Below are 23,791 nucleotides of genomic sequence, written 5' to 3'. Positions count from 1 at the left end.
CGCCGCAGCGCTCCCGGCCGAGGCAGTCCGGCCGGTCCGTCACCCTCTCATGACGCGCGCCGCGCGGCCACCGACGCGCCGTCGAGCTGGTGCAGCAGCTCGGCGGTGGTCGACACCGCGCCGCAGCGGCGGGCGGTGTAGTTCAGGGCCATCAGGTGCTCCTCGCGGCTGAAGTCGGCGGTGGCGTCCAGGGCCAGGAAGGGCCGCACATCGCTCATGAAGGCTTCGGCGGCGCTGAGCATGCAGCCCATATGCGCGTACACGCCGGTGACCAGGAGATGGTCGCGGTTGTAGTAGCCGAGCAGCTCGCGCAGGTCGGTGCGCTGGAAGGCGGAGTAGCGCCATTTGGTGACCTGGATGTCGCGGTCGTCGGGGCGCAGTTCGGCGATCACCTCGGTCTCCGGGCCGTGTGACATGCCGGTGCCCCAGAAGTCGGCCAGGATGCCGCGGCGGGACGGATGCTGGTCGCCCGGCTGCATGGTGTAGATGACCGGAATCCCCAACTCGTGGCAGCGGTTTCGCAGTCGCGCGATATTGGCGATGAGGGTGCGCGCCGGTTCCGCCCCGGTGTCGTAGGCGGCCAGGAAGTACTGCTGCATATCGTGGATGAGCAGCGCGGTGCGGGCCGGATCGACGGTCCACCCCACCTGGTTGGCGGTCACCTCCTCGGGCGTGGGCATCGGATAGGGCGCGATCGGCGGAATAGGCATGAGATCTCCCGAAGTCGTGTGTGGCGGTCAGGCGACGGTGACCGGTAGGTCCGCGATGCCGAGCGGGGCCAGGATGCGCTGGAACTTGCCGGTGGTCTCGGCCAATTCGGCCACCGGATCGGATTCGGCCACGATGCCGCCGCCCGCGTGCGCCAGCAGGCTCAGACCGTCGGCGGCCAGTTCGGCGCAGCGAATGCTGACCATCCACTCGCCATTGCCCGCGGCGTCGCACCAGCCCACCGCGCCCGCGTAGAAGCCGCGGTCACCCTCGAGTTCGGCGATCAGCCGCGCCGCCTCGGCGGTGGGGGTACCGCAGATGGCCGGGGTGGGGTGCAGGGCCGCCGCCAACTCCAGTGCGGAGGGGCCGTCGGCGCGCACCGTGGCGGTGATCGGGGTGCCGAGATGCCACATCTCGGGGGTGCTGGTGAGTTCGGGGGCGGGCGCGACCACCTCGGCGCAGCGGTCACGCAGCACGCCGCTGACCTGGTCGACCACATAGCGGTGCTCGTGCTGATCCTTCGAGGAGCCGAGCAGTGTCTCCGCCACCACCCGGTCGGCCCGCTCGTCGTCGAGAATCCGCCGTGCCGATCCGGCCAGCGGATGACTGAGCACCTCGGCGCCGTCGCGTCGGAGCAGGATTTCCGGGCTGGACCCGACGAGATGCCTGCCGGTGTACGGCGCGCCCGCGGCCGACAGGTCCACCAGGAAACCATTGCCCATGGGATCGGTCGACACCAGGCGGTCCAGGATCTCCACCGCCCGCGTCGCGACGGCGGCGCGGGCACGAATCGACCGGGCCAGCACCACTTTTCGAATGGGATGCGTCTCATCGGCCAGCAGCCGCACCGCCGCGGCCACCCGCCGCACGTGCGTGTCGGGCTCCGGGACGGCGGCCGCGAAGTCGAAGACCGGACGGCTACCGGCGTCGGGTACGTAGCCGGATTCGGTCACGGTGATCGAGTCCGGCGCCCACAGCGCCGCCGGGGCGTCCGGCGCGAAGGGCAGCGCGCCGACGATATGGCCGACCTCGCCCGCGCGCAGCGCCGACACCGCATCGTGTGCGGATCGGAAGACGCGGCCACCGCGCCCCGCCACCACCGTGCGGTAGGGGCGGGCGAGCACGAAGGCGGGGTCCGCGCTGTCGGTCGAATCGGTATCTGGTGTGGCGGAAATAGGGATCATCCTCTCGGGTCACATATCGAGGGTCGCGCCGCCGTCCACCCGCAGATCGTGCAGGGTGATGTGGCGAGCGTCGTCGGATACCAGAAAGCGCACGGCCGCGGCGATATCGGCGGGCCGCGCGATGCGGCGCAGCGGGATGCCGAGCCGGAACTGCTCGGGATCACCGGCCAGCAGACCGGCGTGGGCGGCATCGTCGAGGGGTCGGTCGTCGCCGTCGGCGTACAGGCCGCGCAGCATGGCGGTGTCGGTGGAACCGGGCGAGACCAGGTTCACCCGGACGCCGTGCGGGGCGACCTGGAGGGCGAGTGCGCGGGTGTAGGCGGTGGCGGCGGCCTTGGCGGCGCAGTAGGCGGCCATGCCGACGCGGGGCGTGCTCGCGGCATTGGAGGAGACCACCACGATGGCGCCGCGTCCGGCGGTGACCATCTCCCGGGCCGCCCGCTGGGTGACGTGCATGGTGCCGGTGGCGTTGACGGCGAAGCTGCGGTCCCACACCTCCGGCGTGATTTCCAGTGCTGTACCGGAATCCATGACTCCGGCGGCGTGCACCAGCACGTCGGCCGGGCCGAACTCGCCGGTGAACCGGTCGAAGGCGGCCCGCACCGACATCGCGTCGGCCACATCCACCTCGGCGGCGCGTACGGACCCGCCGGTGCGGTCGGCGATCTCGCGCGCCACCCGGTGTACCCGCGGATCACGGTCCCAGAGCGCCAACGCGTGCGCTCCGCTCGCGAGTTCGGCGGCGACGGCCGCTCCGATGCCCGCGGCCGCGCCGGTCACGACGACCGCGCGCTTACCCGAATCGATCATGAACATAAGGTTAGCCTAACCTGATAAGAATATGGGGCGCGTACCGCTCCCCGGTGTGCGCGAGTGCCGACAGAATCCGCGAAAGAAGGTGTGCCCCAATGCCATCGACCGTTCTCCCCGGCTTCACCCCGTGGCCGACCGATGAGGCGCGACGGTATCGAGAACTCGGCTGCTGGACCGGAGAGACCTTCGGCGACGTGCTCGCCGCCCGCGCGGTCACCGCCGGAGCGGCCGTCGCCGTCGTGGACGAGCGGCACCGCTGGACCTACGCCGAACTCGACCACCGCTCCCGGTCGCTGGCCACCGGGCTGGCCCGGATCGGCATCCGCCCGCGCGATCGGGTGCTCGTGCAACTGCCCAATCGCGCGGAATTCGTGGAGGTGATCTTCGCGCTCTTCCGGCTCGGCGCGCTGCCGGTGTTCTGCCTGCCCGCGCATCGGCAGGCGGAACTGGTGCCGATCGCCACGGCCAGCGCCGCCACGGCCGTCATCACCAGCGGGGTGCATCAGCGTTTCGACTATGCGGCACTGGCGGATTCGGTCCGCGCGCAGGTGCCGTCGCTGCGCCATCTCCTCGTGGTCACCGACGACGGGGACGCCGCGCTGCCGGAGGGAGCGCACGATATCGCGGAACTGCGGGACGAACCCGGTGAGCTGCCCGCGCCCGCGGCGAGCGATGTCGCCTTCCTGCAACTGTCCGGCGGCAGCACCGGCATCCCGAAGCTCATCCCCCGCACCCACGACGACTACCTCTACAGCGTGCGGCGCAGTGCCGAGATCTGCGAACTCGACACCGACACCGTCTATCTCGCGACCTTGCCGGTGGCGCACAACTTCCCGATGAGCTCGCCCGGCATTCTGGGCGCGCTGTGGGCGGGCGGCACGGTGGCCATGACCCCGGACCCCACGCCCGCGACGGCGTTCCGGGCCATCGAACGCTTCGGGGTGACCATCACCGGGCTGGTGCCGCCGCTGGCCCGGCTGTGGGTGGAGAAGGCCGAGAGCGGTGACACCCCGGACCTGTCCAGCCTGCGGGTGCTGCAGGTGGGCGGGGCCCGCTGCCAGGAGGAGTTGGCGCGCCGGGTGGGTCCGGCGCTGGGCGTGACCCTGCAGCAGGTGTTCGGCATGGCCGAGGGCCTGGTCTGCTACACCCGGCTCGACGATCCGCTCGAGGTGGTGGTGAGCACCCAGGGCCGCCCGATGTCCGAACACGATCGCGTCATGGTCGTGGACGACACCGGCGCGGAGGTGCCACCCGGCACGCCCGGAAATCTGATCACCCACGGCCCGTACACGATTCGCGGCTACTACGACAATCCCGAGGCCGATGCCCGCAGCTTCACCGCGCAGGGCTGGTACCGCACCGGCGATATGGTGCGCATCCGCCCGGACGGCAATCTGGACGTGCTGGGCCGGGCCGGGGACTGGGTGAACCGCGGCGGCGAGAAGGTCTCGGCCGAGGAGTTGGAGGCGCATCTGCTGGCCCATCCGGGAATTCGGGACGCGGTCATCGTCGGCACCCCGGACCCGGTTCTGGGACAGCGCATCTCCGCCTTCGTTCAGCCCACCGATCCGGCGGACCGGCCCACCCTGACCGGCGTACGCGCCTTCGTACGCGAGCGCGGGGTGGCGGCCTGGAAGATGCCGGACACGGTGGAGGTCGTGGACGACTTCCCGGAGACGGGCGTCGGCAAGACCAGTCGCAAGGAACTGCGGCGGCTGCTGGCCGACGGGGCACAGCGGGTTCGATAGCGCCGGCCCAGGCATCCCGGTGCGGCCGACCGCCGCCGCGGGCGGAATCCCGCCACGGTCGGCCGCCGCCGGGTGCGGCACCGCGGAGGCGGCCGGTCGCGGGCGGGTCGGCGCGCCGGGGCACGCGGTCATCAGCCCAGGGCTTCGATCCAGGACCCCAGTACGGGGTCGGAGGCCAGCGTGGGGAAGTCGATGTGCTCGAATCCGGCGGAGCGCCACGTCTCCACCAGCGACATGATGCGCACCGAATCCAGTCCGGCATCGAGCAGATTGGTCTCGTCGGTGAGCTCGGCGGGCTCCACGCCCAGCGCGGCCGCCACATCGGCGATCACGCGCGCACGCTCGGCCACGATGGTGTTCTCGTTCGTCATGATCCCTCACTCGTCTCGGTCGTAGTCGGCCACGCCGCGCTTCCAGTACCCGGCGATCAGGCTGTCCTTCGGTCCCACCCCCAGGTCGGTGCGCACCCAGCGGCGCAGCGGTTTCAGCACCCCGGCCTCCCCCGCGAGCCAGACGTACACCCGTTCCCCGGCAGGCACTTCCACACCGCGAACCGCCCTTTCGAAGGCGTCGCCGGTGCCCGGTTCGGCGTCGCCGCGGTGCACCCACCGCACCTCGACGCCGAGCGGGGCGTCGATGGCGATCTCCTCGTCCGGACCGCCCACCTCGATGACGGCCCATCCGGCCGCCTCGCGCGGCAGCCATTCCAGCCAGCGGGCGATGGCGGGCAGGGCGGTGATATCGCCCGCCAGCAGGAACCTGTCATAGTTCGTCGGCACCACGACGCCGCCGGGCGGCCCGGCGATATGCATGGGGGTGCCCGGCGTGGCGGCCAGGGCCCAGTCCGAGGCCAGACCGCCGGGGTGGATGGCGAAGTCGATATCGAGTTCCCGATCCGCGGCGCTGAAGCGGCGCACCGTGTACTCGCGCGACACCGGGCGCGGCTGGCCCCATTCCAGGGACAGGCCGTCCTTCCTCGGCAGTCGCAGCACCCCGTCGTCGTCCGGAAAGACCAGGCGCACATGCTCATCCGGCACATAGCTGTGGAAGCCGGCCAACTCCTCGCCACCGAAGGTGATGCGCACCAGACCGGCTCCCACCGCGACGGTGCGTTTCACCTCCACCGCGCACAATCCGATCGGATAGCCGACCTTGGCTCCGTGCTCGCCGGACAGCACCTCGGTGATGCGTTCGGCATAGGCGGCACGATCCATGGGCGCTACTCCCTTCCCAACAGGGGCGCGGCGGCCAGGGCCGTGACCGCGCCGAGTACCAGTACGGACAGCCCGTAGACCACGAGAGCGGTTCTGGGCGCGAAGAATTGGCCCACCAGCCCGGCCACCATGGAGCCGACGGCGGTGCCGGTGACGGCCTGCACCATGAGCAGGCCGGACACCCGGCCGCGCAGCTCCTCGGGGGCCTGCTGCTGGAGCACGGTGTAGCGCAGCACCATGTTCACCGCGCGGGCCAGGCCGAATCCGGCGAGGCCGAGGAAGACCACGGCGGCGTGCGGCGCCAGTCCGGCCACGATGACGCCGATCGGCATGAGTGCCAGCGAGATCAGCAGGGCACGGCCGGGCCGGACGCTGCGCCCGATCCAGCCGCTGGTGAGCGAACCCAGCACCGCGCCCGCACCGGGGGCGGCGTAGAGCAGGCCGAGCGTGGTCGTGCCCGCGTCGAGATCGTGTTCGGCCAGGGCGGGCAGCAGCACCAGCGGGCCGCTCACCAGCATGGCGATCAGCCCGGTCAGTAGTGCGGCGCGAATCGCCCGGTGCCGCATCGCGAACCGAATGCCGATGACCAGTTCCCGCAGCGGATGCTGGATCTCGCGGGCCGGGGGCGGCTGCGGTCCGATGGCGCGGATCAGCCCGACCGTGGCCACGGTCGCACCGGCCGCCAGGAAGAAGGCCGGCCCCACACCGGTTTTCGCGATCAGCAGACCGGCCAGGGCGGGGGTGATCATGGTGCCCAGATCGGAGGTCAGCGCGGTGAGGGCACCGGCGGCGGCCACCTTCTCCCGGCCGACCAGCATGGGGACCAGCGCCATCAGCGCCGAGCCGCTGACGCCACCGGCCAGACCGTCCACCACGCCCGCGGCGTAGATGACGGCCAGGAACGGTTCCGGCAGTAAGGCGTTCAGGCCGAGCGCGAGGAAACCGAGTCCCGCCGCGGTGCGCGACCACTGAATGACATCGCGGCGGTCGTAGCGGTCCGCGATCACCCCACCCGCCAGACTTCCGGCGAACAGGGCGACCGCGGTGACCGTGGTAACGCCGGCGACCTGCAGCGAGGAGCCGGTCAGCTGGTAGACCTGCACGGGCAGGGCCACCATGAGCAGCCCGATCCCCAGCACCGATACCAGCCGGGCCGCGAAGGCGCAGCGGAACTCCCGGCTGGCGCGCAGGGGCGAGGTATCGATGAGCAGGCCGCCGACGGCTGTCACCGGAAGCGCTCCGCGAGCAGATCGAGGGTGGCCATCACATTGCGGTAGTCGGGGCGCTGGCTGGTGGCGGGCAGGTCGTAGACCTGGCCGGACCGGAAGGCCGGGAGCGCCGCCAGCATCGGGTCCTCCCGCAGCTGGGCGATGCTGCGACCGCCGTCGAGCTGCACGACGAACAGCACGGGCGCGTCGACCACGGTGGTGGTGAGTTCCGGGCTGAACGAGACCCAGTCGGCGGCCGCCGCGCGCGTGGGGTTGCCCGCCTTGGCCTCGACCTTGTCGTCGATGGTGAAGCCGACCTCGGACAGCAGTGCGGCCAGCGGGGTGCCGGGGGCGATGACCGAGGGCTTGAGATCCTTGCGCGACTGGAAGACCGACACCGCGCCCTGCGGCACCTTGATGGTGGACTTCACCTCGGCGACCTTGTCGTTGTACGAACTGATCAGGCCCTCGACCTCGGCGGACCGGTTCACCGCGTCGGCGACCGACTTCAGCTGGTCCTGCCAGTTGGTGAGATTCGAGGGCACCAGCACGGTCGGGGCGATGGCGGTGAGCTTGTCGTAGGCGTCGATGGACTGCTGGCCCGGATAGCCCTGGCCGCCGCCGATGATCAGATCCGGCTGCTGGGAGGCGATGAACTCCAGATTGATGTCGTCGCCGGAGGGCAGCACCTCGGTGCCCTGCGCCTTGGCGTCGTCCGCCCAGGCGGCCGGGAACTCACCGGGTTTCAGGGTCACGCCGAGTACGCGCGGGTCCGCCGCCTTCACCTTGGCGCCCAGATCGTAGAGGTATCCGGCGAGCGAGCCGTTGACGACGACGATGCGCTGCGGATCGGCGGGCACGCTCACCACGCCGCGATCGGTCCGCACCTCACGGGTGCCGGATGCGCTCGCATCGTCGGAGGCGGAACTGCTACAGCCCGCCACCACCGCGATCAGCGAGAGCAGGAACAGGGCGACGGCGGCGCGGAGGCGGGCCGTCATTCGGTACAGCGACATGGATGGTGTGTTCTTTCTTTTCTTCTTCTGGGGGAGGGTCATGCGCGGATCGCCGGATCGGCGTCCAGCAGCGCCGCGACCTCGGTCCAGCCGGTCGGGGACACGATGTCGACATGCGAGTAGGGCAGGCGGCGCACCACCAGCCGCGCGCCGTCGGCCAGCCAGCCGGACAGCTGGGCCTCGGCCCGACCCGGCTGGGTGCCGGTGTCGGCGGCGTAGAGGGCCATGGAGCCGTGGTAGCGCGGCGGCGTGGAACGGGTGACCATGTCCAGCAGCGCGGTCGCGGCGGTGCGCACGGCGGCCGCGAGTTCCGGTGCGTCCGAGGGGAGTTCGGGCAGCAGCCGGTCCAGGTCGGCCGGTGCGGTCAGCGCTCGGGCGGCCTGATCGGTGAGCGTCGCCAGCGGGTGCGAATCCACCAGGCCCACATAGGCGAGCGACTCCCCCTCGGCTTCGAGGGCGGCCGCCACGGCGTGCACGATATTGCCGCCCAGCGAATAGCCGAGCAGATGGTAGGGGCCGTGCGGCTGTATGCGCCGAATGGTGCCGAGATAGTGGCGGGCCAGCTCTTCCAGGGTGTCCGCGTGGAAATTCCGGTCCCGCAGGGCGGGCAGTTGCAGGCCGATGATCGGGCGGTCCGCGCGCAGCAGCCGGGCCAGCGGCCCGAACTGCCAGGCGGTACCGCCGACCGGGTGCACGCAGAACAGTGGCGCGGCCGAACCGGTGGCGCGCAGTTCCAGGACGTGGTCCAGACGGCTGCCGAGCAGGGCGAGACCATCGAGGTGGGCATCGACTCGGGCCGCGGTGCGCGCGTCACCCCTGGCTCCGTCGGTACTCCCGGCTCCGTACGCGCTCGCTACATCCCGCGTACCCGCGACAACCGCCGCGCCCGTGGCGGGCGGAGCCGCAGCCGTGGCTGGGCTCGCATCGTCGACGTGGCCGCGCACGGCGTCGAGACCCCGCACCGAGCCGCGCGCGCTGATGCGGGCGGTGAGCGCGCGTGCTGTCGGGGCGGCGAAGATGTCGTCCAAGACGGTGTCGATTCCGGCGCGCCGCAGTCGCCCGGTGAGCCGGACCGCGGTGAGCGAGTGGCCGCCCGCCGCGAAGAAGTCGTCGTCCGCGCCGAGATCGGGTGTGGACAGCACCGCGGCCATGGCGGCGCGGATATCACCGAGCAGCGCTGTCGCCGCCTCCGGACCGGAGTGCTCCCCCACGGCAGCGCCCGCTGTCAGCACGGGGTCCGCTCCCGGATCCGAGTTCCCCGGCGCGGCGGCATCCGCTGGCCGCGTGGACTCCCCCGCGGTCGGCAGTTCCTGTCGTGCCGTAGACCGATGCGCCGCCGCGCCGTCACCGTTCCGGGCGGGATCCGAACCGCTGTCGGGCTTGTCGTGCGCGCGTGGATGGCCGCCGGAGGCACCCGGGACTGCCGGGGCGGCAGGCTCGGCGTAGACCGGGATCGGCAGGGCCTTGCGGTCGATCTTCTCGCTGGCGGTGCGGGGGATCTGGTCGAGTACCACGTACGCGGCGGGAATCATGTACGCGGGCAGTGTGGTTCGTAGTTCGGCGCGGATCGTGTCGGGGTCGAGGTCGGCGCCTGAGCGTGGGATGAGGTAGGCCGCCAGGCGTTGGTCGCCGGGGGTGTCCTCGCGGAGCAGGACCGCGGCCTGCGCGATGCCCGTGCAGGTCAGCAGGGCCGCTTCGATATCGCCGAGTTCGATGCGCTGGCCGCGCAGCTTCACCTGGCTGTCGCCGCGACCGAGGTAGTCGAGTTCGCCGTTCGGGTTCCACTTCACCAGATCACCGGTGCGGTACATGCGGGCACCGGGTTCGTAGGGGTCGGCGACGAAGGCGGCGGCGGTCAGGTCGGGGCGGGACAGGTAGCCGCGGGCCAGCTGGGCACCGGTCAGGTAGAGCTCGCCGATGGTTCCGGCCGGGACGGGGCGCAGCCGCTCGTCCAGGACGCGGGCCCCGGATCCCTTGGCGGGCTTGCCGATCGGCACCGACGCGGTATCGGCGTCGGTGGCCTCGTGGTAGGCGATGCACACCGCGGCCTCGGTCGGGCCGTACAGGTTGTGCACCCGTGCGCCGGTCAGTTCCCGCACCCGCCGCGCGGTGGCCGGGGGCAGCGCCTCCCCGCCGGTGATGACGCAGCGCAGGTCGGCGCACCCGGCCAGATCGGTCTCCTCGGCGAGCACGGTCAGCATGGAGGTGGTCATCTGCACGACGCTGACCCGCTCGGCGCGCATGAGTTCGGCCTGGTAGTAGGGATCGCGGTGGCCGTCCGGGCGGGTGAGCACGATCCGCGCGCCGACCAGCAGCGGCAGATACAGCTCCAGCAGCGAGGCGTCGAAAATGGGCGGGGTGCGGTACAGCACCGTATCGCCGGGGCCGAAACGCTGCTGCTCCCAAAGCCATTCGAAGGTGTTCACAATGGACTCGTGGCTGACTGCCACTCCCTTGGGCACGCCGGTGGAGCCGGAGGTGAACAGCAGATAGGCGGTGTGCGCGGGACGCAGTGGTGCGATGCGATCGGTGTCGGAGAGTTCGGTGTCCGCGAATCCGGCGGTGTCGATATCGTCCAGAGATTCCAGAACCAGTGCCGGAGCGGCGGTGTCGAGTATGCGTTCGCGGCGCTGGGCGGGCTGGTCGGGGTCGACCGGCAGGTAGACGCCGCCGGAGCGCGCGATGGCGTGGGCGGCGACGACCGCGTCGATGGTGCGCGGCATGGTCACCGCCACCACGGTCTCGGGGCCGATACCGCGCGCGATGAGCCAGCGCGCCAGACGATTCACGCGGGCGCGGAACTCGCCGTGGTCGATCGTGGTGTCCGCGAGCGTCACGGCCGGTGCCGTCGATGCGACGGCGGTCCCCCAGTCCGCGAGCGTGCTGCCCCGCGTTTCCCGTCGCGCCGTCGCGGCGGCCAGCGTCGCGACCGTGGCGGTGGGATCGGTGACCAGAGCGGACAGTACGGCACCGAGGTGCTGAGCCAGGCGCGCCGCCGTCGCGTCCGCGACCGCCGCCGGGTCGTGGTGCAGCAGGAGGCGGAGCCGCTCGCCGGGGCGTGCGGTGACCGTGATCGGGAAGTGGGTGAGGCTGTGCACCACTACGTCCGCGACCCGCACCTCATGGGTATCGGGTTGGCGCAGGCCCGATTTCGGGAAGTTCTCGAAGACGACGAGGGTGTCGAAGAGTCGTCCGAGTCCGGCGGCGCGCTCGAGGGTGGCTAGGCCGAGATAGCCGTGGGCCTGCATGTCGAAGCACGACCGCTGGATCTCACCGAGCTGCGCGGCGAGCGGCCGGTCCGCGTCCAGCCGCACGCGTACCGGCACCGTATTGCTGAACAGCCCAACGGTTCTCTCGATATCCGGCAGTTCGGCCGGGCGGCCGGAGATGACGGTCCCGAAGACCACATCGGTGCGACCGACATGCTCGGCGAGCACCGTCGCCCACGCGCCCTGTACGAGCGTGCTCATGGTGAGGCCGTGCCGGCGGCCCAACGCCTCCAGGTCGGCGCCCAGGGTCGCGGGTAGGTCGACGTCCCGGCCGACGGCGGGCAGGCGTCGGCCCGCCGGGGCACCGACCAGCGTGGGTGCTGGTAACCCGGTCAGGAAGTCGCTCCACCGTTCGACCGCCGTCGCGGTGTCGCGGCCGCCGAGCCAGGCCAGATAGTCGCCGTAATACGGTGGGGCGGGCAGATTTCGGTCGTCGCCGTGGTACAGCGCGAGCGTTTCGCGCAGCATGATCGGCACCGACCAGCCGTCGGCGAGCAGATGGTGGGCGATGAGCACCAGTCGGTGCGCGGTATCGGTCAGGCGGATCAGGACGACGCGCAGTAGCGGCGGTTCGGCGATATCGACGGGTTCGGCAGCCGCGCGCGACTCCAGTTCGGCGGCGGCCCGCTCGGCGTCCCCGGCCGTGCGGTCGCGCAGGTCCACCACCCGGAAGTCGGCTCGCGGCACGGCCGGAACCACCTGGACCGGCTGATCGAAGTCCTCGTAGCGGAAGGCCGCACCCAGATTCGGGTGCCGGGCCAGCATGCGCTGGAAGGCCGTCGCCAGCCGGTCCGGGGCGACCGGGCCCTCCAGGTCGAATCGCGCCGTCATGGTGTAGACGTCGGCGTCGCCATCGCGCAGTGCGTGGAAAAGCAGGCCCTCCTGCAAGGGGGACAGCGACAGTACGTCGGCGATCTCGCCGTAGCGGGCCGCCAGATCGTCCAAGCTCGCCCTTGGCAGCGTCAGGCCCCGCGCGGGTCGGCCGGGGAGCGCGGCCTCCCCGACAACCGTTGCGCTGGCGGCGAGTTCACTCAGCGCCCGGCGCGACAGCAGCTCCTGCGGTGTCAGCACGAACCCGCGCTCACGCAGGCGGCTGCTGACACTGATGGCGGTGATGCTGTCCCCGCCGACGCCGAAGAAGTCGTCGTCCACACTGACGGTGTCGTGGCCCAGCGCGGACCCGACCACCTCGCACACCGCGATCTCCGCCGGGGTGGACGGCGGACGGCCGCCGGTGTCGGACGGTGGTTCGGGCAGCGCCGCACGGTCGATCTTCCCGTTCACGGTGTGCGGCAGCACATCCACCACGACCAGTCGCGACGGCACCATGTGATCGGGCACCACATCGGCCAGCCGCGAACGCAGTTCGACCGCGTTCGGCGCGGCCCCGGCCGCGACCACGTAGCCGACGAGCGTGGGTCGTCCGGAGATCTCACGAATGTCGGCAGCCGCCGCCCGCACCTCGGGCAGCGCCCCGAGCGCGGCCTCGACCTCCCCCAATTCCACGCGGTGACCGCGGATCTTGACCTGATTATCGACGCGGCCGACGTACTCGTAGCCACGGCCGGGCACCCAGCGCGCCCGGTCGCCGGTGCGGTACATGCGCGCGCCCGGCGGTCCGTAGGGGTCGGCGACGAAACGGTCCGCCGTCGCGTCCGGACGGCCGAGATAGCCGCGCGCGAGTTGCGGCCCGGCCAGATACAGTTCACCGACCCGATGGTCGGCGACGGCCTGGAGAGCATTGTCCAACAGATGGATTCGCGCTCCCCGAACCGGCGAACCGATGGCCGGATGCGCGCCGTCGACCGGTGCGGTGAGCGCGTCGACGGTGGCCTCGGTCGGCCCGTACAGATTGACCGCCGTGATCCCCGCGCGCTGCACGGCCCGCCACAGTTCCGGCGGGCACGCCTCTCCGCCGAGCGCCAGCAGTCGCGGGCCGATATCGGCCAACCCGTGCTCCAGCAGCGCCGCCGCGAAGGTGGGGGTTCCGTCCACGACGTCGATCCCGTCCCGCGCGAAGGCCGCGACCAGCGCGGCGGGATCACGCCGGATCTCACTGTCGTACACGTGGATACGGTGGCCGTCGAGCAGCCACAGCAGTGGATCGAGCGCGGCGTCGAAGGCGAACGACGTGGTATGCGCAACGGCCAGCGGCCGTCCGGCACGCTCGGCCGTCTCGGCGTACATCCCGGCCCGATGCGCGGCCAGCAGCCGCGCCAACGCCCCATGTTCCACCAGCACGCCCTTGGGCCGCCCGGTCGACCCGGACGTGTAGATCAGGTACGCGCCGTGTCTCGCGTCCAGACCGCCGCTGGGCGACGACGGTTTCCGTGCACCCGCCCCCGCATCGACGGCGAGAGCCGACACCGTGCCGCCCACTCCGTCGCTGTCGAATGGCGCGCCTGAGCACCGGTCGAGTTCGTCGCGGAAGCCCACGGCGTTCATGTCCACGCATCGGAGCGGTGTGCGTCCTGGCTCCGGGCCCACCGCCCCGGACACGGTGACCCGGGGGTCCCGGGTGTCGGCCGCGACGGCCAGTCGGGTGGTCAGATCGCCCGCGCTGAGTACCAGTTCGGGGGCGGCGTCGTCGATGACGGCGTGCAGGCGGGGTAGCGGGTGTTCGGGATCCAGGGGTAGGAATACACCGCCCGCGCGCCACACCGCGAACAGGGCCACCACCAGGTCCGGCGTGCGGGGTAGAGCGACGCCGACCACGACTTCCGGCCCCACCCCGCGGCCGCGCAGCCAGCGGGCGAGGCGGTTGACTCGGGCACCGAATTCGGCAGCCGACCACGGGTTCTCACCCTCGTCGCCCGGTGCGAGCACCATGGCATCGGGTCGCTCGGCCACCAGACGGTCGAGAGCATCCGGCGCCAGTTCGGCGCTGTCGGTCGCCGCCGTACCGGACCGGGCGGCCAGCAGCCGGGCGCGCTCCTCCCGCGCGATGATCGCCAGCGCCCCGACCGCGGGTTTGTCACCGCCGGTGAAGGCGTCGATCACCCGGACCAGGCCGTCGATGCGCCGCCGCACATCCTCCGGATCATTGGTGCGCGCATCGGGTTCGAAGCCGAGCAGCACCGTACCGTCGGGCAGCGGGGTGACGGTCAGGCCGAGGTCCTCCGGCGGCCCACCGGCCACATTGCGCAGGACGCCGCGCGCACCGTCGAAGTCCAGGGCGAAGTCGAAGACCTTGAGGTTGATGCCGACGCCGTGCAGCAGGTCGCCCGCCCCGTAGCCGTGGAAGTCGCGGGCCAGATCGTCACCGCTGTAGCGCTGGTGCGCCCGCACCGCACGCAACGCCTCGGCCACGCGCGGCCCGAGATCGTTCAGGCGGTCGTCGGCGCGCACGGGCAGGCGCAGCGGCAGCACATTCACGGCCATGGCCGGAGTGCTCAGGGCGGCCCGGCCGACCCGTCCCATGAGCAGCATGGAGACCACCACGTCGGAGGTGCCGAGTTGCCGGTTCAGGAAGGCCGCGTAGCTCGCCACCAGTACATCCGCCCAGGTGATGCCGTAGTTCTCCGCGCATTCACGCAGCCGGGTCAGCGTTTCGGCCGACAGCACGGCCTCGGCGCGCAGGGTGCGCTCCACCGCGCCGCCAACGTGGCGGCCGCGGCCGTCGAGATCGGGCCACGGCGTGAGCTGATCGCGCCAGAATCGGCGGTCGAGTTCGAACTGCGCACCGGCGCGGTACTCCCGCTCCTCCGCCACCAGTGCGGCGATGGTGCCGAAAGTCCGCTTGGGCGCGGGCTTTCCGCGCCGCAGCGCGGTGTAGTGCGCGGCCACCCGACGCGAGAGCAGGGCCGCGCTGTAACCGTCCACGATGAGGTGGTGGTAGAGCTGCACGCACCACACCTGGCAGTCGGTGACCCGGATGAGCGTGTAGTTGTACAGCTGCCGATCCACCATGGCGCGGCAGTCCTCGGCGGCGCGCTGCCGTTCGAGGGCCACCGCCTCGTGGGCGAGCGCCACGGGTTCGGCGGCGGCGCGCAGGTCGATGGTCGGCCGCAGCACGGCCTCGGCATCGGTGACGAACTGCCGTGGCCCCTCGGCGGTTTCCCGGAAGCGCAGCCGCATGTTCTCGGCCTCGGCCACGGTGCGGCGGATGGCCTCGGCGAGCAGTTCGACGTCGACGGGAGCGTCGCCGGTGATCTCCAGTACCTCGCCGACCAGGTAGCGGCCCGACTCGGGATCGAAGCGCTGAGCGTTCCAGATGCCCAGCTGTGGTCCGGTCAGCGGCAGTCCGAGAGAGGTTCTCGCATCGTTCCGCTCCACCGACACCACGGCAACTCCCTTCATCAGCAACAACATTCGGCCCGCACCACCCCTGCGGACGACCCACCAACAGACAACTGAAGTAGGTTAGCCTAACTTAAGTTGCAATGGGGAAGCTTCGTCTCGACGCCCCCGACCGGCGGTCGTCAACCGATTCGGGCCGCGCCGCGCGCCAGTGGAACGACCAGCGGCGCACCGGTTTCCGGATCGTCGATGACCCGGCAGCCGAGCGAGAAGACCTCCCGCACCAGCTCCGCCGTGACGATCTCGCCGGGCGGTCCGGCGGCGACCACGCGCCCGTCCCGCATGGCGATCAGGTGATCGGCGTAGCGGAAGGCGTGGTTCAGGTCGTGCAGCACCGCCACCACGGTGCGGTCGGATTCCCGATTCAGCGCCCGGCACAGATCCAGCAGGTGAATCTGATGGGCGATATCCAGGTAGGTGGTGGGTTCGTCCAGCAGGATCACCGGCGTGTCCTGCGCCAGCACCATGGCGATCCACACCCGCTGCCGCTGCCCGCCGGACAGTTCGTCCACCGGGCGCGCGGACAGCTCCGCCACGCCGGTGGCGGCCATGGCGGCGGCGACGGCCTCGGCGTCGGCCTGCGACCACTGCCGCAGCAGCGACTGATGCGGATAGCGGCCGCGCGCCACCAGATCCGCCACCCGGATGCCGTCGGGCGCGGTGGAGGTCTGCGGCAGCAGGCCGATGCGCCGGGCCACCTCCTTGGCCGGATACGACGCAATGGCCTTGCCGTCCAACAGCACCGCACCGTCCTCGGGTTTCAGCAGCCGGGCCAGCGCCCGCAGCAGCGTGGACTTACCGCAGGCATTGGGGCCGATGATGACGGTGAACGTCCCATCCGGAATATCCACCGAGAGCCCGTCACTGATCACGCGGCCGCCGTAGCCGAGCCGGACCCGGTCCGCACGCAGCCGCGCCGCGGCGGCGGCCGATTCCCCAGCGGTATCGACGGTTTCGTTCATCATCGCTTCCTCTAGTTCCGTCGCGCCTCGGCCACCAGCAGATAGGCCAGGTACAGTCCGCCGATCGAGACGGTGACGACGCCGACCGGGAGCGTGGTGGGGGCGAAGGCGCGCTGGGCCATCCAGTCGCAGGCGACCAGCAGCAGCGCACCCATGGCGGCGGCCGGGGCGAGCGCGGTGGACGGGGTGCGCGCCAGGCGACGACCCAGTTGCGGTGCGGCCAGGGCGACGAAGGCGATCGGCCCGGCCACGGCGGTGGCGGTCGCGGTGAGCGCCACACTCAGCACGATCAGGAGCATGCGGGCCCGGCCCACCCGAATTCCGAAGGCGTGGGCCAGATCATCGCCCAGTTCCAGCATGCGCAACCGGGGCGCGGCCGGAATCACGGCGATGGTCAGGACGGCCAGTATGAGCAGTGCCGGACCGACCTGCGGCCAGGACAGGCCGTTCAGGGAACCCGCACCCCAGGCGGCGGCCGACATGGCCGCGTGCAGATCGGCCCGCAGAATCAGCCAGGTGTTGACCGAGGCCAGCATGGCGCTCACGCCGATACCCACGATGATCAGCCGAAAGCCGGAGACATGGTGCCGGAAGGCCAGCAGTTGAATGGCCAGCGCCGCACCGAGACCGCCGATCAGCGCACCGGCCGCGGTCTGGAAGTTGCCGCCGCCCACAGTGAGAATGACGATCAGCGCACCGGTGTAGGCCCCGGTGTTGAATCCCACGATATCCGGACTGCCCAGCGGATTCCGGGTCACCGACTGCAGGATCGCACCGCTCACACCCAGCGCAGCGCCGAGCGCCAGAGCCAGCAGTACCCGCGGGAATCGCCACTCCCACACCACCAGTCGGTCGAAGCGATTGTCACCGGAGAACAGCGCGCGCACCACCCGATCCGGCGGAATGGCGTAATCGCCCGTGCCCAGCGCCAATACGGCCACGCCCAGCGCCGCGGCGAGCAGTGCCGCGCACACCACGGCGGTGCGCAGCCCCATCCGGGCGCTGCGGCCGCGGGCGCGCACCACCAGGGTGGTCCGGCCGAAGTCGGTCTCCGTGCTCATGCCGCACCCGCCTGGGCGCGACGGGCCAGCCAGATGAGTACGGGTGCGCCGAGGAAGGCGGTCACCAGACCCGCGGGTACCTCGTCACCGGGAATGAGGATGCGGCCCAGCACATCCGCGCCCAGCACCAGGGTGGGCGCGAGCAGCAGCGAGTAGGCGATGATCCACCGCTGGTCGGGTCCGACGATCCAGCGGGCGATGTGCGGGACCGCCAGTCCGATGAAGGTGATGGGTCCGACGGCGGCGGTCGCGGTGCCGCACAGCAGGGTCAGGGCCGCGGCGGTGAGCAGCCGGGTGCGGGTGACGCGCACGCCCAGCGCGTGGGCCAGATCGTCGCCGAGGGCGACGGCATTGAGCGAGCGCGCGGCGATGACGGCGGCCACCAGTCCGACGGCGATGAAGGGCGCCGCCCCGGCGATGATGTCGTAGCCGCGCCCGGTCAGCGATCCGGAATCCCACTGGCGCATCTCGTCGAAAGCCTTGGCGTTCAGCAGGATCAGGCCCTTGGTCAGGCCGGTCAGCACCGCGGTGACCGCCACACCCGCCAGGGTCAGGCGCACCGGATCCGCACCCTGCCTGCCCGCGGTGCCCAGGCGGTAGACCACCAGCGCGATGAGCGCGGCACCGATGAAGCCGAACCACACGTAGGAGGCGATATCGGTGACGCCGAGGAAGGCGACCGCGACGGTGATCGCGAAGGCGGCTCCGGCATTGATGCCGAGCAGCCCCGGATCCGCGAGCGGATTGCGGGTGAGCCCCTGCATCAGGCAGCCCGCGACGCCGAGCGCGATGCCCGCCAGCAGACCGAGCAGGGTGCGCGGCAGTCGGTACTCGGTGACGATCAGCCGGTCCGACGAGTCGCCGCCGTGCCACAGGGCTGCCCAGACCTCGCCCACCGCAATGGATTTCGCACCGATGAGCAGGCTGAACAGGCAGACCAGCGCGAGCACCGCACCCGCCGCGAGCCAACCCCGCCAATGCCGGGTGGGCGCGGCGGCGATTGCCGGAGCATCGCTGGCCGTGCTGAGGCTTTCTCGCGGTCTGTCCATCGGGGCTTTCTCATCAGCGCGTCAGTGCAGGTCACGCGGCACGTCAACGACTCCGGTCACAATAAGCGAGGTTAGCCTAACCTACAAACCGGGGGATTTGTCCAGCCGCGCGGATATCGATGACCGGTACGGCGAATCCTCCCAGTCTTAGCGAACTCGCTTGCCCACCAGGCTTTTTCACAGCATCGCTGTGATACATCCCATATTTGTACACCGTACGAGCCCTATTCCCGGTGCTGGTGGTGGTAGTCCTTCCCACTGCTAGACGCGAGTCGGTTCCCGGTCGTTGCGAGTTGTCCGAGAACGCGATTCGATTCCTCCACCTGATGAGGAAACCCCCACGATGCGAAAACTCCTTGCTGCCTCCGCGCTGGCAACCGCCGCCCTCGGGCTGGCCAGCGGTACGGCGACCGCCGACACCTTCGTCCCGCTGCCGGACGGTGAGACGGTCGGACCCGGCGTGACCATCAAGCGGGTCGCGGAGAGCGCCCTGATCTCGCCGTCCATGGCAGCCAACGGCGCCGGACGCGTGGCCTGGGTGAGCGGCACCGTACTCGCCGACGTGACCGAGACCCCCAAGGGCGACCCCAAGCCCTTCGTCGGCGGCAGCGGTGCGCCGGGTACCAACAATTCCTCGACGCACGGCTCCTCGCGCATCAACACCGGCTACATCATCGGCTGCCAGGTCAGCATCGCAGACAACGCCATCTCCGCCGGCGTCTCGGGCGGCATCACCACCACCGGCATGAACGCCGGTGGCTCCGTCTCGGTGAAGATCGGCCCGGGCGAGGTCAAGTTCGTCGGCGTCGAGGGCTTCGACATCGTCGAGGCGGGCCAGTACCACGTCAGCTACAAGGATGTGGAACTCCAGATCCAGGGCTGCGCCGGATACGCGCAGGCGCGCGCCTACACCGTGGTCGAGATCATCGGCACCAACTACTCGAAGACCACCCTCTACGGGGCTCCGTTCAGCATCGGCTGACACCGGCCGTCTTCGTCGATCCCCCTCGTGCTGAACAGCATTCACGCTCCGAAAGAGACATCATCATGACCATCCTGAAGAAAGCCGCCGCCCGCCTGGCCGGTGTCGCGGCGACCGCCACCGTCGCGCTGGGCCTGTTCTCCCCGGGTGCCGCGCACGCCGACACCTTCATCCCGCTGCCCGGCGGTGAGATCACCCAGACGCTGCCCGACGGCACCGCCGTCACCATTCGGCTGGTGAACGAGTCGGTCAATATCAACCCGTCCATGGGCGCCACTCCGCTGCACCGCAATGTGTGGGCGTCCGGCCGGGCCGAGGTGGAGATCCACGGCGAGCACAAGTACTCGAAGATCTACCCCGGCTACGTTGTCGGCTGCCAGGTCGACATCAGCGGCGGCAATGGCACCGGTGGCGCGAACGCCGCCACCACCTGGGAGGGCAAGGGTAGCGGCGGGGTCAGCACCGGCGGCAACCTGACGCTGGGCCCCGGCCAGGCGTCCACCTTCTGGCTGCTCGACCTCGAGGGCCCGGATGCCTACGGCGAGAAGAGCTACCTGCGCGGCTTCAAGTTCACCGAGCAGCAGGCGTCGGTGAACTGGAAGGACTCCACGCTCGGCCTGTCCGGCTGCGCCGGATACGCCCAGGCCCGCGCCTTCGTCGGCGTCGAGGTGACCACCAAGTTCGGCCGTTCCGAGCTGCGCCTGTGGGGCCAGCCGTTCAGCCTGGGCTGACCAGACGGCCCTGGTGCGGCCGCGGTCCCACCCGAATCCCACGGGCGGGACCGCGGCCGCACCTCCGATCCCATCGAAATCGAGGTAGCACCGGCGGCTCTCGAATGAGACCATGGCAGCGTCACTCGGAGGCGTCCGGGGGTTTCACACCACCCTCGCTAGCGAATTCTGGGCTACATTCGCCTGAATCGAAGAACGCACCGACTACGTCGACCCGGGAGGTCCCGTCATGACTGGCCCCGAAAACTATCCCGCCCCCGAGACCGGAGTTCCGGTCAAGGAACCCACTGTCGATCTGGATATCTTTCCACCGGAACAGCATTCACGCCTCACCGTACTACTGCGTCTACTGCTCATCATTCCGCAGGCCATTGTCGTCTGGTTCCTGGGGCTGGCCGCGATCGTCGTCGTGATCTGCGGCTGGTTCGGCGCGCTCGTCCTCGGCCGCCTGCCCGATTGGTGCACGGAGTTTCTGCGTGGCTACTTTTCCTACACCACTCGGGTCTACGGCTACGGCATGCTGCTGGTGGACGCCTACCCGCCCTTCGCCTGGAATCCGGCCGACTATCCGGTCCGCGTCCTGTTCCACCCGCCGACCGAACTCAACCGGCTGGCGGTGCTGTTCCGCCTGATCCTCGCCATCCCGATCCTGATCTTCGCCAGCTGGCTGACCACCGGGTGGACGGTCATCGCCTTCTTCATCTGGCTCATCGTCCTCATCACCGGCCGCATGCCGCAGCCGGTGTTCGAGGCCACCGCCGCCGTGATCCGCACGCAACTGCGCACCAGCGCCTACGCCTATCTGCTCACCCCCACCTATCTGAAGGGGCCCTTCGGTGACGGCACGCAGCCCACCGATCCGGTGCTGGCCGCCGCGCAGCCGCCGGCCGCCTCCCCCACCCGACCGCTGTGGGTTTCGCAGGGCGGCAAGATCCTGCTCATCGTCATTCTGGTGCTGGGCATTCTGGCCAGCATCGGCCAGTCCGTCGCCCAGCCCAGCTACGACGACACCGATACGGTCGACACGTCACAGGCCGATTAGGTCGTCAGCGCGGCGATTTCGGTGGCGAGTGCCGCCGCGATATCGGTGATGTCGCGGTGCACTCGCCCACGGACCACCCACCGGCCCGCGACCATCACATCGGTGACATCGGAAGCGGTTGCGGCGTACAGGGTTCCAGCGCCATCCGCACCCGCCGTACGCGGTGAGCCGGTATCGACGACCACCAGGTCGGCGTCCCGCCCGGGTGCGATCTCCCCCGGCCCCGACCAGCCCGAGGCGGCGTGCCCGGTGGCGGCGGACAGCAGTTCCACGGGCTCGAAGCAGCCTCGGCGACCGGCGGCCAGACGTTCGTGCCATTCCAGCGCCCGGGTTTCGAACCACGGATCGACCACCGCGTTCGAATCGCTGCCCAGGCACAGCCGCACCCCGGCGTCCGCGAGCCGCCGCGCGGGGCCGATACCGTCGCCCAGATCGGATTCCGTACTGGGACACAGGCATACCCAGCTTCCGGCCAGTGCGGTGATGTCGGCGGGTTCCAGATGGGTGGCGTGGACGGCCACCGTACGGGGCGTCCACGCACCGGCCGAGGCCAGCAGTTGCGTAGGGGTGCACCCGTAGCGTTGGCGGCATTCCGCGTTCTCACGCGGCTGTTCGGAGAGATGCACGTGCAACGGGCGGTCCGCGGCCGCGGCCACCACGATGGGCAGCTGGTCGACCGGGACGGCCCGCACGGAATGAATCGCGGCTCCGGTGACGACGAGACCGGCTGCCGGACGGAAGGATTCGACGCGTCGCGCCCAGGCGTCGGCATCGCCGTCGTCGAATCGCCGCTGCACACCGGCGGTGGGCTGCTCGAAGCCGCCCGCCAGGTAGCACACATCGAGCAGGGTCAACCGGATTCCGGCGTCGACGGCCGCGGCGACCAGCGCGTGGGAGAACTCGTTGGGATCGGCGTAGCGCTGCCCGCCACCGGGATGGTGCAGGTAGTGGAATTCGGCGACGCTGGTGTAGCCCGCCGACACCATCTCCGCGTACACCGCACGGGCCAGCCGGTAGTAGGAATCCGGTTGCAGCCGTTCGGCCAGCGCGTACATGCGGTCGCGCCAGGTCCAGAAGCTGCCGCGATCGTCATGGGTGCGCCCGCGCAGAGCACGGTGGAAGGCGTGCGAGTGGGTGTTCGCGAAGCCGGGCACCACCAGGCCGGACAGCACCGTCCCGGCGCGCGGCGCGCCGGTGGACACCGCGGTGATGACGCCGTCTGCCACCTCGACGCGCACGCCGTCCGCGACGCCGTCGGGCAGCCACGCCCGCTCGCACCAGTACGCGGTCATGCGGCGAGGCTCCGTAGCACGCGAGCCAGTTCCACTGTCCCGTAATCGATATCGGCGGGTTCGGCGAACTCCTCCGGCGCGTGGCTGATACCGGTGGGGTTGCGCACGTAGAGCATCGCCGTGGGCACGAAGGGGGCCAGCACCGCGGCATCGTGCCCGGCTCCGGTCGGCAGCATCGGCGCGCCGCCGAGCAGCGCGCCGAGCCGATCCCGCAGGGCCGGATCGAAATCGGCGGTGCCCTCGAAGGACTGCTCGCGCACCTCGACCGTGCAGCCCTCGAGTTCGGCCGCCGTGCGGGCCGCGTCGGTGATCTCCGCGACCAGATCGCGCACACTGCCCGGTTCGGGCAGTCGCGCGTCCAGCCAGACGTCGACCTGGGACGCGATCACATTGGTACCGCCCGGGGTCGGCGTCAGCCGCCCCACGGTGGCCCGGGCCTCCGGTACGGCCGCGGCGCACCGCCGCGCCGCCAGCACCAGCTGGGCCGCGGCCACCATGGGATCGCGGCGGTCGGCCATGAGCGTGGTGCCGGCGTGATTGCCCTGTCCGGTGAAACGGAACCGCCAGCGCCCGTGCGGAATGATATTGCTGCCCACGGCCAGTGGCGCGTCCAGGTGCACCAGGCCGCGCCCCTGTTCCACGTGCAGTTCCACGAATGTGCCGATGCGGCCAAGAGTTTCGTCGTCGCGACCGAAGTGCTCCGGACGCGCTCCGGCGGCGCGGGCGGCCTCGGCGAAGGTGGTGCCGTCGGCATCGCGCAGGGCCAGCGCCTCCGGGGCGGCCAAGGTGCCGGTGAGCAGGCGAGATCCCAGACACGGCACCCCGAAGCGACCGCCCTCTTCCTCGGCGAACACCACGATGGCGAGCGGACGCCGCGGTGTGAATCCCTGTGCGCGCAGCAGATCGACGGCGGCCAGCGCGCTCACCACGCCCAGCGGGCCATCGTAGGCCCCGCCGCCCGGGACCGAGTCCAGGTGGCTGCCGGTGACCACCGCATCCGGTCCGGGTGTGCCGAACCAGGCCCACAGGTTGGCGTTTCGATCGGTGTGCACCGCCAGGCCGCGCGCCCGGGCGGCGGCGGTGAACCACTCGCGCAGTGCGCCGTCGGCGGCGGTGAAGACATGCCGCGAATAGCCACCGCGCACGGCATCCGCGCCGATCCGTTCGATCTCGGCCAGCAGGGTGTTGGCCGCGGGCGTCTGCACGTTCACCG

The 23,791-nt window shown here is 70.8% G+C and carries 17 protein-coding genes; 4 read left to right on the top strand and 13 right to left on the bottom strand.

The features are described from left to right. Window positions 1-47: 47 nt before the first annotated feature. From FOH10_RS05470 to FOH10_RS05460, 3 genes are read right to left on the bottom strand one after another with little or no spacing between them, the layout of a single operon-like run. Complete coding sequence (locus tag FOH10_RS05470; RefSeq protein WP_143979883.1) at window positions 48-710, bottom strand: isochorismatase family protein; 663 nt, start codon at window positions 708-710, stop codon at window positions 48-50. Window positions 711-737: 27 nt separating this feature from the next. After that, window positions 738-1,892 (bottom strand): isochorismate synthase, encoded by a 1,155-nt coding sequence (locus FOH10_RS05465; RefSeq protein ID WP_143979882.1) that lies wholly within the window; start codon window positions 1,890-1,892, stop codon window positions 738-740. A 9-nt stretch (window positions 1,893-1,901) separates the two neighbouring features. Then, window positions 1,902-2,708 (bottom strand): SDR family oxidoreductase, encoded by an 807-nt coding sequence (locus FOH10_RS05460; RefSeq protein ID WP_143979881.1) that lies wholly within the window; start codon window positions 2,706-2,708, stop codon window positions 1,902-1,904. 92 nt (window positions 2,709-2,800) lie between these two features. Here FOH10_RS05460 and FOH10_RS05455 point away from each other — a divergent pair, with 92 nt between their 5' ends. Next, a complete protein-coding gene (locus FOH10_RS05455; RefSeq protein WP_143979880.1) occupies window positions 2,801-4,453 on the top strand; it encodes a (2,3-dihydroxybenzoyl)adenylate synthase in 1,653 nt (550 codons plus the stop codon). 131 nt (window positions 4,454-4,584) lie between these two features. On the opposite strand, the gene FOH10_RS05450 is transcribed toward FOH10_RS05455, so the two are convergent. From FOH10_RS05450 to FOH10_RS05415, 8 genes are all read right to left on the bottom strand, one after another. Next, complete coding sequence (locus FOH10_RS05450; RefSeq protein WP_039819258.1) at window positions 4,585-4,824, bottom strand: phosphopantetheine-binding protein; 240 nt, start codon at window positions 4,822-4,824, stop codon at window positions 4,585-4,587. 6 nt (window positions 4,825-4,830) lie between these two features. After that, window positions 4,831-5,667 carry a siderophore-interacting protein gene (locus tag FOH10_RS05445; RefSeq protein WP_039819257.1) on the bottom strand — a complete coding sequence of 279 codons (837 nt, stop codon included), beginning with the start codon at window positions 5,665-5,667 and terminating at the stop codon, window positions 4,831-4,833. Window positions 5,668-5,672: 5 nt separating this feature from the next. Continuing rightward, window positions 5,673-6,896 (bottom strand): enterobactin transporter EntS, encoded by a 1,224-nt coding sequence (gene entS / locus FOH10_RS05440; RefSeq protein WP_143979879.1) that lies wholly within the window; start codon window positions 6,894-6,896, stop codon window positions 5,673-5,675. Then, window positions 6,893-7,891 (bottom strand): ABC transporter substrate-binding protein, encoded by a 999-nt coding sequence (locus FOH10_RS05435; protein ID WP_143979878.1) that lies wholly within the window; start codon window positions 7,889-7,891, stop codon window positions 6,893-6,895. Before FOH10_RS05435 ends, entS begins: the two co-directional genes overlap by 4 nt. Before the next feature lie 38 nt (window positions 7,892-7,929). Next, the gene (locus FOH10_RS05430; RefSeq protein ID WP_186000729.1) at window positions 7,930-15,459 is read right to left on the bottom strand and encodes an amino acid adenylation domain-containing protein; all 7,530 of its coding nucleotides are present in this window, start codon (window positions 15,457-15,459) and stop codon (window positions 7,930-7,932) included. A 122-nt stretch (window positions 15,460-15,581) separates the two neighbouring features. Then, window positions 15,582-16,421, bottom strand: a complete 840-nt coding sequence (locus FOH10_RS05425; RefSeq protein ID WP_425326130.1) for an ABC transporter ATP-binding protein — start codon at window positions 16,419-16,421, stop codon at window positions 15,582-15,584. A gap of 11 nt (window positions 16,422-16,432) precedes the next feature. Next, window positions 16,433-17,482: a FecCD family ABC transporter permease gene (locus FOH10_RS05420; RefSeq protein ID WP_143979875.1), complete on the bottom strand. Its 1,050-nt coding sequence runs from the start codon at window positions 17,480-17,482 to the stop codon at window positions 16,433-16,435. Next, window positions 17,479-18,531, bottom strand: a complete 1,053-nt coding sequence (locus tag FOH10_RS05415) for a FecCD family ABC transporter permease (protein ID WP_143979874.1) — start codon at window positions 18,529-18,531, stop codon at window positions 17,479-17,481. Before FOH10_RS05415 ends, FOH10_RS05420 begins: the two co-directional genes overlap by 4 nt. Window positions 18,532-18,874: 343 nt before the next feature. Here FOH10_RS05415 and FOH10_RS05410 point away from each other — a divergent pair, with 343 nt between their 5' ends. From FOH10_RS05410 to FOH10_RS05400, 3 genes are all read left to right on the top strand, one after another. Then, complete coding sequence (locus FOH10_RS05410; protein WP_143979873.1) at window positions 18,875-19,513, top strand: MspA family porin; 639 nt, start codon at window positions 18,875-18,877, stop codon at window positions 19,511-19,513. A gap of 65 nt (window positions 19,514-19,578) precedes the next feature. Beyond that, window positions 19,579-20,244: an MspA family porin gene (locus FOH10_RS05405; protein ID WP_029931914.1), complete on the top strand. Its 666-nt coding sequence runs from the start codon at window positions 19,579-19,581 to the stop codon at window positions 20,242-20,244. Between the two features lie 229 nt (window positions 20,245-20,473). Then, a complete protein-coding gene (locus FOH10_RS05400) occupies window positions 20,474-21,286 on the top strand; it encodes a DUF4389 domain-containing protein (protein ID WP_051038263.1) in 813 nt (270 codons plus the stop codon). Here FOH10_RS05400 and FOH10_RS05395 read toward each other — a convergent pair. Further along, entirely contained in the window at window positions 21,283-22,578 is a 1,296-nt protein-coding gene (locus FOH10_RS05395; RefSeq protein ID WP_143979872.1) for a formimidoylglutamate deiminase, read from the bottom strand. The genes FOH10_RS05400 and FOH10_RS05395 overlap by 4 nt on opposite strands. Further along, window positions 22,575-23,789, bottom strand: a complete 1,215-nt coding sequence (locus tag FOH10_RS05390) for an allantoate amidohydrolase (RefSeq protein ID WP_244961639.1) — start codon at window positions 23,787-23,789, stop codon at window positions 22,575-22,577. Before FOH10_RS05390 ends, FOH10_RS05395 begins: the two co-directional genes overlap by 4 nt. Window positions 23,790-23,791 lie beyond the last annotated feature (2 nt).

Source organism: Nocardia otitidiscaviarum (genome assembly GCF_007362295.1).
GTDB lineage: Bacteria > Actinomycetota > Actinomycetes > Mycobacteriales > Mycobacteriaceae > Nocardia > Nocardia otitidiscaviarum.
The sequence above is the reverse complement of the archived record's forward strand: the minus strand, read 5'-3'. Positions and strand labels throughout refer to the sequence as shown.